The following is a 15,367-nucleotide window of genomic DNA, read 5'->3' on the forward strand; positions in this document are numbered from 1 at the left end:
AAGTTTGAAGATCATTATCCTATTCATTTTGCCATTACATTTTTCACAAAAGGAAACTTAATAATAATCTCCTTGTCTTTTTCAATCATACTGAGCAGCCTGCTCGCCGCTCCTGATGGGTGATTAGTACCGGCTTCCCATGCTTCAACCGTCTTATCAGATACGCCCATATAGCTTGCAAATATCTTCTGTGACATACCTGTAGAATTTCTAATCTTCTTAACCTCATCAGCCTCAAATACTTTAACCGGTTCTACAAAAACTTTATGTCTCTTAAGTATTGGCTTCTCGCTCTGAGCATCAGCCAATGCTTCATTTAATCCTGCCATTATGCTTTCATATACACTGTTTTTGCTCATAGTTTGTCACCTCCAAGACTCTTACTAAGTGCCTCAATCACTTTCTTGATGTTGTTACGCTCTTCTTTGGAAAGATTAGCTTTTTCATTTTTACCATAAACTGTGATCAGATAAACTGTCTCAGCCAAAACAAAATCAACATAACAAACTCTGGCTCCACCACTTTTGCCTTTATTATCTAATGCCACCCTAGCTTTTCGAAGACCACCCGTCCCTTGCATAACTGGGTATTTATCCGGATGCTTCATTATATCAAGTTCTAAAAGACGCAAATCATCATCACTAAATCCCAACTTATCCCAATTACGTGAGAACTCTGTTGTCTGAATAAATGTCCTTATCATATATACTCCTGTCACCTTTAATATACCCCCTATCCAATAGGGTGTCAACACAAATTACATTAGCCAAAAAGGCGGCACATGGTAAACCATCACCACGTACCGCCCTATTATACTAATCTTATGCCATCTTCCACTTCTCAGACTGCATCTGAACCGAGATCATATGCTTGTATATTCCGTCGATTTCTCTAAGTTTCGAAGGACTACCTGATTCTGCAACAGTTCCATCCTTAAGCACAACTATCTTGTCCGCTCCGTCTACAGTTCTCATACGATGTGCGATTATAAGAACCGTCTTGTCCTTTATAAGGTCACTGATTGCTTCCTGAATGAGCGATTCGTTATCTACATCAAGAGAGGCAGTTGCTTCATCCATGAGGATAATCGGTGAATCCTTAAGGAACGCTCTTGCTATCGATATTCTCTGGCGTTCACCGCCTGAAAGCTCAGAGCCGTTTTCACCTATAAGCGTGTTATAGCCATCGGGAAGTTTAGCTATGAATTCATCGCAGTGAGCAAGCTTAGCTGCTGCCATAACTTCTTCATCCGTAGCCTCTTTCCTACCGATCCTGATATTCTCAAGTACGGTATTGTTGAAAAGAGTAACATTCTGGAAGACGATTGAATACATAGACAAAAGCTTCTCGGGATCGATCTTCGAAATATCCATTCCGCCGACCGTGATCCGACCTGCATCGATATCCCAGAATCTTGAAGCAAGTCTTGAAACTGTAGTCTTACCGCCGCCCGAAGGTCCGATGAGTGCTGTAACTTCGCCCTGCTTAGCCACAAAGCTCACATCTTTAAGAACAGTCTCACCGTCCTCGTAGGAGAACTTTACATTCTTAAACTCAATATCATATCCGCTATTAGTAAGTTCCTCCGTTCCTGTCTGCTCATAATGTGAAAAGATTTCATCCATTCGCTCGCACTGTGTATCTGTCGCAATAAGTGCCGAGAAATTCTGAAGTGCGATCTGAAGAGGTTCATACATCCTTGATACTACAAGTAAGTACATGAAGAATGTAACAACATCAATTTCATTTTTGATAAGAAGTGCCGATCCCGTTACCGCAACTGTACCTATTCCCAATTTAAGGATCATCTGCGCGCTGCAGACAAATGCTGCATTTAAGAACTCCGAGAAAATATTGTGAGACTCAACATCTTTTATCTTCTTCGTAAGTCCTACCATATATGAATCCTGCGCATTGTATGCCTTTAGATCACGCACAGTCTCAAGTGCCTCCTGAATTCCGTCAAGACATGCAACCTTGTATCTGCTTCCTCTTCTGTTTACAGCATGCATAACACTTCTTGATGTAAAGACTATGATGAAAGCTATGGGAAGCACCCATACTGCCGCAACAGCCATTCTCGCATCAAAGAAGAAAAGGCTGACAACCACGATTGTAGTTGAAATAAATGCACCCACAAGTTCGGGCAGCCAGTGCGACGAAGCAGTCTCGATCATAGCACAGTCGGCCATGATTGTATTTGTAAGATCGGCAAGATCTTTTTTACCAAAAAACGAAAGTGGAATCTTTCTAAGTTTCTCTGCAAGCGAACGCCTTCTTACACCACTCTCCACGTAGGTTGAAAAGAAAGTCGCATTATACTGCAGATACTCCGTAAAAGCGATAAGGAAAAGGCAAATAAGACCGCCTACCACAAACAGTATTACATGTTCCTTGGGAATACTGCCTGAAAGCAGATCTCCTGCCATTGTAAAAAGAATACCAACAGGCATCATCTGTGCAAGATTTGCTAAAGTGCACGCTCCGAAAGCTTTCACCATATCTTTGGTACCCTGCTCCGAAAGCGCATATTTATGTTGCATTTTTTCCATTATACTCATGCGCCCTTACCTACCTTCCAATTAACAGATTTCTGATACTCGTTCCACATATGGCTGTAGATACCGTTCTTTTTAAGAAGCTCATCATGTTTACCCGATTCTGCCACTTTTCCGCCTGACAAAACGCATATCTTATCGGCATCAACAACTGTAGATAAGTGATGTGCGATCATTATTACAGTCTTGTCTTTTGACAGATTTGCAAACGCCTGCTGAACCATGATCTCATTGTCAGGGTCTGCAAAAGCTGTCGCTTCATCGAGAATCAGAATCGGCGCATTCTTAAGGAACGCTCTTGCAATAGAGATTCTCTGTGCCTCTCCTCCGGATACGTAAGTGCCCTTACTTCCGATCATCGTGTGTATGCCATCGGGAAGCTTTTCTATAATATCCCAGCACATTGCATCTTTAAGAGCCTTAATAACTTCCTCATCCGTAGCATTAGGTCTTCCCATCCTGACATTGTCTAATATTGACATCTTAAGAAGCTTACTGTCCTGAAAAACGTATGAAACCTGCTTCATAAGCTCGTTGGTCGCAATATCTTTTACATCGACGCCACCAATCTTAATACTGCCCTCTTTAACATCCCAGAACCTTGCGATAAGTGAAGCGAGCGTGGTCTTACCGCCTCCCGAAGGTCCGACAAACGCAACATGCTCACCGGGCTTAATATCAAGTGTGATGCCGTCTATCGCATTCATCTTGTTTTCGTCATAAGTAAATTTGATATTGTCTATGCTGATTCCGCTATCTTTAGGCATCTTAGGATCTGCTGCCTCTCTAAGCGGTTCAACTTCCAAAAGAGAATACATCCTCTCAAGAGCATCTTTTACTATCATCTGACTCTCTCCCGCGTATGCCACTTTCATAAGTGTAACCGTGAGAATGGGTGTGATTATGATGTAGAAAAGAATGTTATACAAAAACGGATCCGTTACCGTATTTCTTGCAAAAATAAAACTGCATGCCACAAGCGCAGCAAATATCGCATTTGCCGCCGTTGTAAAGCCTATCATAGGCATCCTCATGCCGACAGTATAGGTAATAGTCCACTTTTCATATTTATCAATCGCATCTTTGAATCTTTTAAAAGAAAATACAGACTGACCGAAAGTCTTTACGACAGGTATACCTCTTACATATTCAACCGCCTCTGCCGACATCTCATCAAGAGCATTCTGATACTCCTTCATATCTTCCTGCATCTTCTCTCCCATCATACTGCCCATCATAAGAAAGGCCAGAACAGCAGGAATAAGACAGATAAGGCCTATCTTCCAGTCAAAAATAAGAAGCATAGCGATAAGACCAATAGGTGTTGCATAGCTTACCGCCTTGTCGGGAAGGCTGTGTGCCAGGAATGTCTCCGTAGCAGCACTTGAATCGGCAACTATCTTTCTTATCTTTCCGCTTCCCTGAGATTCGATATATCCCATTGGAAGCTTCATTACATGCTCCATCATCCTTGTTCTCATATTTGCCTGAACTCTGAATGCGGCAATATGTGAACACATAAGAGCTGCGATATATATCACCATCGCAAGAAGGCTCATCCCGACAGCGCTCCATCCGTAAGAAACAATATGTGTCGCCTTTCCGAAATCATCGCGAACTTCCACAACCTCTTTAATAATGCACCATATGTAATAAAATGGAACCAGTGCTACAATCGCACTTATCGCAGCCAGAATCCATGAACTTACAGTAAAATACTTGTGATTCCCTGCATACTCAAACAGCTGCGAAATAACGCTCTTTTTCTTTTCCATCTTTGCTATTTCCTCCGCTTATTTTAATATCAGCAACATGACCTTTTTCCAGTCTAAGAACAACTGTTGCGCATCTTCGTATAAGATCCGGATCATGTGTAACTACAAAAACAGTCTTGTTTCCTCTAAGCGACCTTATAAGTTCAGCTACTTTCTCCATATTGTAAAAATCAAGCCCGCTTGTCGGTTCATCAAATAATATTATTTCCTTTTCCGAAAGAACTGCACTTGCCACTGCAACTCTCTGCTTCTGCCCTCCCGAAAGGCTCATAGGATGCCTGTCTGCAAATTCTTTGAGCCCAAGCTTTTCCAGAACTTCCAGCGCTATCTCTTCATTTTCATCGTCCATGCCAAGTGTCACTTCATCCATAACACTTTCACAGAAAAGCTGATGATTTACATCCTGCATAACCATATACGCGTTCTTAAGAAGCTTTCCGGATCTGTATTTTTTTCCATCGATCTCAATATATCCTTTGAAACTTTTCATAAGACCACAGACGCATTTAGAAAAAGTGGATTTTCCCGCCCCATTATGTCCGACTATGGCAATCACTTCGCCGCGTGGAATTTCCTGCCTTTTTATATCAAGTGCATCGAAACCTCTGTAGCTGTATGAAAAATTTTCAAGAATCATATTTCCTGCATCTAAAGGACTTTCTTTTACGGGAGTCATTTCAAGATTCTCATTAACAGATCTAAGCCCATGACTTCTTAGTTCCACTTCGCTTAAGTTTTTGAACTCATCCATCGTCATGTCAAAGACTATCTTGCCTTTCTTTAAACATATGACTCTGTCGCATATGTCTTTTAGCCAATATAGTCTATGCTCGGCAACCACTATTGTCCTTCCCTCTTTTTTCCAACAATCCAATGTGTCTTTAAGATCATCGATTGCTTCAAGACTGAGATTCGATGACGGTTCGTCAAGAACGCATACTTCAGGATTAAGTGTATCTACAGAAGCACATGCTATTTTCTGCTTCTCTCCACCCGACATATCAAAAATACTTCTGTCCATCAGAGGTCTGATATTCATGGAAGATACCGTCTTATCAATTCTTGCAAGTATCTCTTTCTCGGATATCCCCATATTCTCAGGTCCAAATGCCAGCTCACTTGTGCTATCAACGCAAAAGAACTGACTTCTGGGATTCTGAAAAACAGATCCGACAATCTTTGCCGTTTCATAAAGCTCAGCCTGAATGGTATCCGTTTCATTCACGTAAACATGTCCATTCATCCGCCCTTCATAAAAATGCGGTATAAGACCGTTTATCATCCTGACAAGCGTTGTCTTTCCGCATCCTGATTCTCCGCATAGAAGGACCGCTTCGCCCTTTTTTATTTCCAAAGTGATATTTTCTACAGATGCATCATCAGAATCCGGATAATTAAAACTTACATTTTCAAACTTTATCATTTCACCACATCCACAATCAGTAATATCCACGGAATCAAACACAATGCCATTGCAACATAATCCTGCATTCGAAAACCTATCTTACAGATGTTTGTCCTTTTTACATTTCCGCCAAGCCCTCTTGTAAGCGCAGCTGCTGACAATTCTTCACCTATATTGACGCAACATGTCATAAGAGGCACCATTCTGTATTCAATGATCTTCGATGCATGCTTGCCGGTAAGGCTTATTCCGCGCATTTTCATAGCACATCCTATAGACTCAGCTTCATCTATTACCGTTGGAAAAAAGCGAAACATAACAGACATAGGTATAATAAAGTTGTCACTTACGTGCATTCTTTTCATTGCGGCATTAAACTCGCTGACCGTTGTTGATTCCATAAGATAACGTCCCATCATTATGCACGGAAGAAATCTTCCCAGAATTCCGCATGAACCAAGAAGAATGTAATATAGAAATCCGCTCATGCCGTGGGTATTTGCAAATCCTAAAAGAAATGTCGTAACCCAGAACAAAAATATCCCTATGACAGCCGTCTTAAATCTCTTTGCCGTAATAAGAAGCAGGAAAGGCATCATACACAAAACCGGCACGAGTGCTTCCACTCTTTTCCCGCCTGCACCGCCAAGCGCAAAGGTTGTTATCGTGATAAGGATAAGAAGCTTTGTCCTAGGATCCATAACAAGGCCTCGATTTAGTTTTTTACGATTGTATAATTCACTTTCCATTAAACAATACCGGCTTTCTCAAAATGCTTCTTCATAAAGCTCATTCCAAGAAGTGCTCCGAGAACACCGAAAACAAATGCACACCCCAAGATTATAGGTGCTGTCCAAGGCTGAAAAATAGTCTTGAGCACATTAACATAATCACTTCCGTAAGATGTTCTTGACGCAAAGTAACCGTCGATATCAAGATACAAAGGAAGAAAACATCCAAAGATCGTAATATTCATGATTCCATGGCTTAACATCGTCATCTTCTTGCTTGCGTAATTTCCACCCTTAGCAATAAGATCCGCAACAACACCGCAAATTATTCCAAAAATAAAAGGCCAATAGCCCATTCCGGTTATCCACAAAAATGCTCCGATCAAAACAGTAATGATAGTTATCATTCCAAACTTCTTTACCTTGGTATAAAAAAGCATCATTGTTATTCCGCCGATAAGAGGACACAACACCGCGAGCGACGGCATAAGAACAGGTATAAAACCAAGCATTGAGATTGCCGTCATTATCACACAATAAATAGCGGCATATATTCCGATATTTATCAGATCCTTTCCCCCAAGCTTTCCGTTTGACTTCTTTGTGATTACTCCATCCATACTACTTGTACTCCTTTTGATATAATTGTTTTGGTTAGTTTTAGCTAACTAATAATTAAACTTACCTCGAGTGTCACTTCGACATTCTGATATATAATATCACCATTTGTTAGTTTTTGCTAACTTTTGAACAAAAAATTTTGGAGCAACACTTAATTAGATGTTGCTCCAAAATCTCAAAATAATCCCTTTTATAGTCTTACCCATTCTTTATATACTTACCGGTAGCAGGAGAAATAATAATATTTGCCAATTACTCACTCCTACTCACCAAATACATCATCATATGACATCGATTCCATTTCACCTTTAGCCATCTTATGAGCTTCATTTAGCATTTCCTTTATGGCAGGTCTGACTTTCGATTGTCTTGACTTAAATTCTTTTAAGAGATTCTTTCCCGAATACCCTTCATTTATTAATTCTTCAAGTATTTCTTCCGCAAATTCCCCGTTAGACTCCAAACGAGCAGGACGAATAACAAGTTCATTGTCTCTTATAATACATTCTGCCTTGTCATCAAAACCAAGCTTTTCAAAAAATGCTCCCGGTATTGTTAATTGACGTTTGGAAGATATACTGATTATTTTCCTGTTCAATCCAGCACTCATCGGCTTTCCTCCTATATATAAACCAATTTCACATTTTCTTTGTTTCTTGGTTTCGTTGTAATCAAATTTCTTTATTTTTTCAACTTCAGTATAGTATCTTTATACTTTTTTCATTCTTATAAACAAGTCAAAGGGACGGTTCGTTTGACTTAAATCCGCATCCCCAAGCAAAGGAGAAGTCAAACCAACCGTCCCTTTGACTCCCTGTAGTTATTTGTCACATATAAAATTATAGTAGCTTGCCGAATTGGCACCCACAATGTCGTATAAGGTGTAATCACCCTTGTCATAGGTTACGCCATAATACATTACCGGGGTGGAATTATCCATTGTCTCTGTAGAACCGTCCGCATTATGCAAAACCATATCGGTAAATACTATAACAACATAGCCGCTACAGGACGAATCCGATTCTATTCTTTCATTGGTAACTCTTAAAAGCTCATCATAAGTAAGACTAGTGTTAGCATCTAATTAGTACATTTTAAAATGAGTTAATCCTTTAAATAGCATATAATACAAGAGGAGGAACTCATTATGCCAAGAAAAAACAAACAACACACAAAGCAGTTCAAGTTGGATGCTGTCAACTATCGCAAGGAACATCCTGATCTCACACAGGTTGAATGTGCTAAGAATCTCGGAATAGGTACCAGTACCTTAGCAAGGTGGGAAACCCAGTTCAAAGATAATGATGGTGATATCCCTACCAGAGGATCAGGTAACTACTTATCTGACGAAGCCAAGGAAATAGCCCGTCTTAAACGTGAATTACGTGATGCTCAGGATGCACTTGATGTGTTAAAAAAAGCCATCAGCATTCTGGGAAACGACTAACAGAAGCCATATATACCGAGGTTACTGCTAAGGTAGAGGCATCTAAAGTTACAAAACGCCGCGTCTCTATCTCTGGAATGCTGAAATTTCTTGGCGTGTCTCGCTCTGGATATAGAGCTTTCCTCAATCGGAAAGTCTCTCCTTCAAAACAGCGAAAAGAAACTGTCAAAAAGGAAATCCAGCAGATCTATGATGATTCTAAACAGAACTACGGAGCACCTAAAATAACTCAGGAGCTACGTAAATCCGGTGAGACCATTTCAGAACGCACAGTAGGCAAATACATGCGCGAAATGGGTATTAAAGCTCAGTGGATCAAACCTTGGACTACCACAACCAGAGATTCTGATTTTAGCAAAGAACTTCACAACATTCTTGATGAACAGTTTAATCCAGAACGTCCTAACGCAGTCTGGTGTACTGATATCACATATATATGGACTCAGGACGGCTTTGTATATCTCAACTGCGTCATGGACTTATTTGCCAGGAAAATCATTGCCTGGACTCTTGCAGATACCATGGAGGTATCTACAGTAATTGAAACTATAAATAAAGCAAAAGCCTGCCGCAACACTGATCTGCCTTTGATAATCCATTCAGATCGTGGAAGCCAATACGTTTCAAGCGCATGGCGTGAGGCTACTGAAAAGATGCAGCGTAGCTATTCCCATAGCGGTTATCCATACGATAATGCCTGCATAGAATCCTTCCATTCCTTGATTAAAAGGGAGTGGCTTAACCGCTTTTCTATTATCAACTACAAGCACGCATATAGGCTTGTATTCGAGTATATCGAAACCTTTTATAACACCGTTAGGATCCACAGCCACTGTGACTATATGTCTCCTAACGAATTCGAAGAACTATATGAGAGGGTTATGGTTGCGCCTGCTGCATAAGCGGGTAAACCTCTCATTTTAATTTGTACTATTTATTGACATAGGACCAGACCGTATTGCGGGAATTTAAATTCTGTATACATCATCCCAATTTCATCTCGGATGTGCGTATAATTAGCTTCATAATAACTTCCTTCTCCCATAACAAGCCTAGCTGACTTATTATCAAGAAACTCCCAATAGGAATTCTCTTCCTTGTTCACAAGATCATGTGTGAAATACATTTTTTTGCCTGTCATATCATCTGACTGATTTTCCCAGGTGTCAGCCATCATTTCTTCAATTTCATTAGCTTTATCAGGATCACTGTTTCCATTATCATCTGTATTCTGATTTGTATACTGATCCGTATTCTGATCTGCATACTGATCAATTACATGATCCGATGGCTTATTGGCAAGAAAAGCACCTATTCCAACAAATACAAGTACACCTACTACCACTATTCCTATTATAAGTCCGACATTACTTTTCTTTTTAGGTGGCTGATAGTATGCTTGTCCATAATTCTGATTATCGCTCTGACCATATGTGTTCTGCTGCCCCAAAGGCTGCTGAGCACAAGTTTGCTGACCAAGCGACTGTCCTACCTGCTTACCACAATAGGGACAAAATATAGTTTCCTCTGCTATTTCTTTTCCACAGTATGTACAAAACATTTTTATAAGCATCCTTCCTTCATAATATACTAATTATAATATACTTATTATAGTATACATACCATGATAACTCTCTTGCATGCAAAAAAATCTGAAGCAGTACGCTTAGTGGCATATCGTGATCATGGTCATATCCGCGGAGCGGTTAAGCCTAACATCACATGGGTATTATGAGTCGGATATTGCTATAGATGCCTGTCCAGAAATGCATTTAGCAAAAAATAGACAGGGAAAAAGGCGGTTAAAAACCTGCCTATAATTACAATATGCAAAAAATAGTAAGTAAAAAATATCAACTTCCGCCTGAACCATAACGCCCAGCCGATTTTTGCCATAAAAAACAAGTCAAACCAACCGTCCCTTTGACTCCCTCTTTTTTATTTTCCCACTTCACAAAAGCAAAGGCCTATGCTATATTGAAAATCGAGTTATCGGTAATTCAATTTTCAGTAATATTTAGGAGGTCACAAATGTCAGTACCTGATAAAAGTATAGACCCTAGACTATTAGACAGTGCTAAAGCAGAGTTCCTAAAAAATGGTTTTTTAAAGGCTGAACTTAAAACTATTTGTGAAAACGCCGGCATTACTACAGGTGCTCTATACAAGCGGTATAAAGGTAAGGAGGAATTATTCTGTGCGGTAGTGAAAGATACCGTTGATGCAATTGAAGATTATATCAACAAACGCACTCTCCCTAATCTTTCAGAACTCACTGACGATGAAATATGTCACGCATGGGATATGAACGAAGAAAATACCCTGGAGCTATTCAAAATGCTTTGGGATTTAAAAGATGGTTTTGTGCTTTTGATTTCTAAATCATCCGGCACTCGCTTTGAAAACTATCAGCATGACTTTGTTTCATCCATGAGTAAGGCATACGAAAAATATTACAACGAAGCCAAGCGTCGTAATCTTGCACGAACAGATATCACAAGTAAGGAACTGCATGTGATTTGTACATCCTTCTGGACTTCTGTTTATGAGCCCTTTACACATGATCTAAGCTGGAAAGAAATAGAACAGCACTGTAAAATCATGTGTCGATTCTTTAATTGGACTGACACAATATTATTAGCAGAAAGGTAAGAAAAATGTTTAAAAAAATAAAGCCTTATATGGGTAACTATATAAAGTATACTTACGCCGCAATGATCACAATGTTAATTGCTCTCGTTGCTTCAATGATACCTTATTTTCTGGTATACAAGATTATCGAGCCTTTGCTTAACGGAGAATCTCTCTCCGTTAAGTCCTTTGGCATTTACTTAGTGATTATTTGTGCCTGCGAGTTAGCCTTCTCTAACTTGTACGTACTCGGTCTGAAATTCTCTCATATTTCAGCCTACAATACATTAAAAACAATCCGAATATCTCTGCAACGAAAGTTAGAACAACAGCCTCTTGGCGCTATCCAGGATATGGGTAACGGAAAAATCAAAAAACTATTTACCGATGATATCGAACAGATAGAGATTTTGCTTGCACATGCCGTACCGGAAGGACTCTCAAATCTGTGCATTCCTGTAATAGCATTAGTCTTTATGTTTATAGCAGATTGGAAGCTTGCACTACTTTCTCTTTGCTCTTTACCAATCGGTCTTGCTGCCATGGGAATGATGTTTAAAGCAGGCATGGAAAGAATGAACGCCTACTATTCTGCTGCATCTAAGATGAATGCTACGATCATTGAGTATGTAAATGGTATGGAAGTTGTAAAAGTCTTCGGCCGCGACGGCGAATCTTATAAGCGCTATGAAAGTGATATTAAAAGTTATCGCGATCTAACTCTTGCCTGGTATAAGGTTTGCTGGCCATGGATGGCATTGTACAGTGCCGTTCTTCCATGTATCGCACTTGTTACTTTACCGGTAGGTACTCTTTTTGTCATCAATGGCACTTCAACAATTGCAAACCTTGTTCTTGTCTTTTGTCTTTCACTTTCAATGGGTACTCCTCTTCTTAAGGCATTGGCATTTGCAGGAAAATTCCCTCAGTTGGATTACAAAATCTCTGAGATTGAAGCAGCTATGGATGGTGAGCCACTTAAGACAGGTGGAAATAACTTCAAAGGTACTTCTTGCGAAGTTAAATTCGAAAATGTCCGTTTCGGATATAAAGATGCGGAAGTACTTCACGGTGTTGACTTAGACCTTAAGGAAGACACAATGACCGCACTTGTGGGTGAATCCGGAAGTGGTAAATCCACTCTGGCTAAACTGCTTGTACATTACTACGACCTTAACGGAGGCAGAATCACTCTTGGCGGTCAGGATATCACTGACATGAGCATTGAAGCATTAAACAATCAAATATCATATGTGTCTCAGGAGCAATTCCTTTTCAATACTACTTTGTACGAAAATATTTTGATAGGAAATCCTTCCGCTACCAGAGAACAGGTGCTTGATGCAGCTGATAAAGCTCAGTGTAGTGAATTTCTTGCCAGATTGCCAAAGGGTATTGATACCATGGCCGGGGATGGCGGCAAGATGCTTTCCGGTGGTGAGAGACAACGTATCTCTTTAGCAAGAGCTATTCTTAAAAATGCTCCTGTTATCGTACTTGATGAAGCCACCGCTTTCATCGATCCTGAGAATGAAGAAAAAATGAATTCTGCTATTGCAGAAATAATCAAGGGCAAAACCGTTCTGGTTATCGCCCATAGATTACAAACAATCGTAAACGCCGACAAAATTTGTGTGCTGAAGGATGGTAATTTAGTAGCCGCTGATACCCATGAAGCTCTTCTTGGCAGCTGCGAAGAATACAAAAAACTTTGGAACAGTAGCGAAGCCAGTGCTAACTGGAAAATTGCCAATGCAACTGAAAAAGAGGGAAATGAGGTGGAAGCATGTTAGGATTGATCAAACGAATAATAGGGGTTTCCGGTAAATATAAAGGCGGAATCTACGGTGCCTTTGTCATGTCTTTCCTTAAAGGTATGCTTATGAAGGTTCCTATCATATTAATGTATTTCATTCTTGAAGCATATATAGAGGGTACTATCACAAAAGCTATTTGCATCAAAACTGCAATAATAATGGTAGCAGGTGTACTAGCTCAAGCCATAGCTCAGTATCTTGCAGATAGAATGCAAAGCGCTGCCGGATACAAAATATTCGCAGACATGAGAATGAAGCTGGGCGAGCATTTACGCAAACTTCCTATGGGTTACTTTACCGAGGGTAATATAGGTAAAATCAGTTCCGTATTATCAACTGATATGGTCTTTATAGAAGAAAACTGCATGATGGTTTTAGCCGACATGATGAGTTACTTATTCGCACAGTTTATTATGGTAGTGTTTATGTTCTTCTTTGATTGGCGTTTAGGCTTTGCTTCTGCCCTCATCTCTTTATTTATGGTTATGATAGGTCAGGGAATGATGAAAAATGACCTTGTTCATTCAGATGAAAAGCAAGAGGCCTCAGAAGTACAGACTGAAGCGGTTCTAAACTTTACAGAGGGAATCGGTATCATAAAGACTTATAACCTCCTTGGTGATAAGTCTAAGGAACTTACAAACAGCTTTGAAGAAAATTGCCGTGTAAATCTTGATTTCGAGCATTTTCATATGCCTTGGAAGCGAGCAATATTTCTCCTTTATGGTTTAGGCACCGTTACAATCCTTGGCGTCTCAGCGATACTGTATTTCAATGGATTTATGGAGCTTAAATTTTTCTTTGGTATGCTTCTTTGTCTCTTTGATTTATTTGTACCAATGAGAACCTTCTATGATCAGGAGGCAAGACTTACAGTTATGAACTCCTGCATGGACAGAATTGAAGCTTTATTTGCCGAGAAAGAATTAGATGATAATGGCACTGACAAATTAAGCAGTGAAGCAGCCACAGAAATTGAATACAATAATGTGACCTTTGCTTATGATTCCAAAGATGTTTTAAAAGATGTATCTTTCAAAGCTAATAAGGGTGACATGGTTGCACTTGTTGGCCCTTCCGGTGGCGGAAAATCTACAATAGCAAGTTTGCTTACCCGATTCTGGGATGTTAAAGAAGGAAGTATTCTCTTGCGTGGAAAAGACATCAGAAAAATACCTATTGCAACTTTAATGGATAATATAAGTATGGTATTCCAACGAGTATATCTTTTCCAGGATACCATCTATAATAACATTGCTCTTGGTCGCCCCGATGCGACAAAAGAGGAAGTCATCGAAGCAGCTAAAAAAGCTCGCTGTTATGATTTCATTATGGAGCTTCCCGAAGGATTTGATACAGTTATCGGTGAAGGCGGAGCATCTCTTTCCGGTGGCCAGGCACAGCGTCTTTCCATTGCAAGATGTATCCTCAAGGACTCTCCTATTGTTATCCTGGATGAGGCTACAGCAAGTGTAGATGCCGACAATGAAAGCTATATCCAGTCAGCTATTTCAGAGCTATGCAAAGGAAAGACCCTTCTTGTTATTGCCCACAGGCTCAACACCATAATGGGCGCCGACAAGATTATGGTTATCAAGGATGGTATGATTGCAGAAACCGGAAACCATTCAACTCTCATGAAAAAGAAAGGCATTTATCATAGCATGGTTACAAAACGTGCTGTTTCCGCAGGATGGAAAAACTAAAAAAAATAAGACAGCCGTCATAGACAATGTCATTAAGTTAACATTGGGATAATGCTTTGGATGAGAGAAACGGGAATGAAGATGATAACCTTCATTCCCGTTTCTTCCTTTTTAGGCATAACAAACAGGCGGATCTAAAATCCACCTACTAATCATGTTTTATTTTGATTATTTATGCTACTCTATATAAGAAACTATGAAATACTTTTCCTGTCAGTATTCGTTTACGATGCCTATTAGGTCTAACTGGAATTATATTTCTAGCTATTATAGTTTCTAAATTAGGTGATGTCGTTTTTTCACGCAAGAATAGTCTGCAGACATGAGCAGCAACGGTAAAGTTCGCTTTGTATGTATATTTTCTTTGCTTTTTTTCAATGACTACGTGCGAGGTAATCATTTCCGCAAAGTTATACATTATCAGATGTGCGTATATTTCTTGCTGAATACACATCACCTTTTTTGAATGAAAATCTAGCATTCCAATAGTATATTTTAAATCTCTAAATGAAGTTTCTATCCCCCATCTGGCTGCATATAACTTTTTTAAATTTGTTGGCGTATATTCCTTAGCGTCCAAGTTAGTAATTACGGTTTCATATGTGTCTTCAGTAATCTTGAATCGTACGATTCTAAATTTAAGCTCATAAAAGGCTACTGAATCCTTTTTCCTTAG

General features: G+C 39.7%; 15 protein-coding genes. 5 read left to right on the forward strand and 10 right to left on the reverse strand.

The window, feature by feature from the left end:
* Positions 1-23: 23 nt before the first annotated feature.
* From DL92_RS0109960 to DL92_RS0109995, 8 genes are all read right to left on the reverse strand, one after another.
* Positions 24-359 (reverse strand): helix-turn-helix domain-containing protein, encoded by a 336-nt coding sequence (locus tag DL92_RS0109960; RefSeq protein WP_026667573.1) that lies wholly within the window; start codon positions 357-359, stop codon positions 24-26.
* Positions 356-718, reverse strand: a complete 363-nt coding sequence (locus DL92_RS0109965; RefSeq protein ID WP_242845850.1) for a type II toxin-antitoxin system RelE/ParE family toxin — start codon at positions 716-718, stop codon at positions 356-358. The genes DL92_RS0109960 and DL92_RS0109965 overlap by 4 nt, the downstream gene beginning before the upstream one ends.
* Positions 719-821: 103 nt before the next feature.
* Positions 822-2,555: an ABC transporter ATP-binding protein gene (locus DL92_RS0109970; protein WP_026667575.1), complete on the reverse strand. Its 1,734-nt coding sequence runs from the start codon at positions 2,553-2,555 to the stop codon at positions 822-824.
* A 2-nt stretch (positions 2,556-2,557) separates the two neighbouring features.
* On the reverse strand, positions 2,558-4,333 hold the full coding sequence (locus tag DL92_RS0109975; protein WP_034468898.1) for an ABC transporter ATP-binding protein: 1,776 nt from the start codon (positions 4,331-4,333) through the stop codon (positions 2,558-2,560).
* Positions 4,296-5,756 carry an ABC transporter ATP-binding protein gene (locus tag DL92_RS0109980; protein ID WP_026667577.1) on the reverse strand — a complete coding sequence of 487 codons (1,461 nt, stop codon included), beginning with the start codon at positions 5,754-5,756 and terminating at the stop codon, positions 4,296-4,298. Before DL92_RS0109980 ends, DL92_RS0109975 begins: the two co-directional genes overlap by 38 nt.
* The gene (locus tag DL92_RS0109985; RefSeq protein WP_242827169.1) at positions 5,753-6,439 is read right to left on the reverse strand and encodes an energy-coupling factor transporter transmembrane component T; all 687 of its coding nucleotides are present in this window, start codon (positions 6,437-6,439) and stop codon (positions 5,753-5,755) included. The genes DL92_RS0109980 and DL92_RS0109985 overlap by 4 nt, the downstream gene beginning before the upstream one ends.
* Positions 6,440-6,486: 47 nt before the next feature.
* A complete protein-coding gene (locus tag DL92_RS0109990; protein ID WP_026667578.1) occupies positions 6,487-7,089 on the reverse strand; it encodes an MptD family putative ECF transporter S component in 603 nt (200 codons plus the stop codon).
* A gap of 263 nt (positions 7,090-7,352) precedes the next feature.
* Complete coding sequence (locus tag DL92_RS0109995) at positions 7,353-7,700, reverse strand: AbrB/MazE/SpoVT family DNA-binding domain-containing protein (protein WP_026667579.1); 348 nt, start codon at positions 7,698-7,700, stop codon at positions 7,353-7,355.
* A 537-nt stretch (positions 7,701-8,237) separates the two neighbouring features.
* On the opposite strand from DL92_RS0109995, the gene DL92_RS0110000 reads away from it, so the two are divergent.
* Positions 8,238-8,537: a transposase gene (locus DL92_RS0110000; protein WP_026667580.1), complete on the forward strand. Its 300-nt coding sequence runs from the start codon at positions 8,238-8,240 to the stop codon at positions 8,535-8,537.
* A gap of 8 nt (positions 8,538-8,545) precedes the next feature.
* Positions 8,546-9,439: an IS3 family transposase gene (locus DL92_RS0110005; protein ID WP_034468901.1), complete on the forward strand. Its 894-nt coding sequence runs from the start codon at positions 8,546-8,548 to the stop codon at positions 9,437-9,439.
* Positions 9,440-9,471: 32 nt separating this feature from the next.
* Here the strand turns inward: DL92_RS0110005 and DL92_RS0110010 are convergent, their stop codons facing one another.
* Positions 9,472-10,098: a zinc ribbon domain-containing protein gene (locus DL92_RS0110010; protein ID WP_197027252.1), complete on the reverse strand. Its 627-nt coding sequence runs from the start codon at positions 10,096-10,098 to the stop codon at positions 9,472-9,474.
* Positions 10,099-10,568: 470 nt separating this feature from the next.
* On the opposite strand from DL92_RS0110010, the gene DL92_RS0110015 reads away from it, so the two are divergent.
* The 3 genes from DL92_RS0110015 to DL92_RS0110025 are packed head-to-tail and all read left to right on the forward strand — an operon-like array spanning position 10,569 to position 14,691.
* The gene (locus tag DL92_RS0110015) at positions 10,569-11,189 is read left to right on the forward strand and encodes a TetR/AcrR family transcriptional regulator (RefSeq protein WP_026667583.1); all 621 of its coding nucleotides are present in this window, start codon (positions 10,569-10,571) and stop codon (positions 11,187-11,189) included.
* A 5-nt stretch (positions 11,190-11,194) separates the two neighbouring features.
* A complete protein-coding gene (locus tag DL92_RS0110020) occupies positions 11,195-12,961 on the forward strand; it encodes an ABC transporter ATP-binding protein (protein ID WP_026667584.1) in 1,767 nt (588 codons plus the stop codon).
* Positions 12,955-14,691, forward strand: a complete 1,737-nt coding sequence (locus DL92_RS0110025; protein ID WP_026667585.1) for an ABC transporter ATP-binding protein — start codon at positions 12,955-12,957, stop codon at positions 14,689-14,691. The genes DL92_RS0110020 and DL92_RS0110025 overlap by 7 nt, the downstream gene beginning before the upstream one ends.
* Positions 14,692-14,863: 172 nt before the next feature.
* Here the strand turns inward: DL92_RS0110025 and DL92_RS0110030 are convergent.
* The coding region (locus tag DL92_RS0110030) for a transposase (RefSeq protein ID WP_026667586.1) at positions 14,864-15,367 on the reverse strand (504 nt) is incomplete at its 5' end.

The sequence above is a fragment of the Butyrivibrio sp. AE2005 genome (assembly GCF_000686965.1).
Taxonomy (GTDB): Bacteria; Bacillota; Clostridia; order Lachnospirales; family Lachnospiraceae; genus Butyrivibrio; species Butyrivibrio hungatei_A.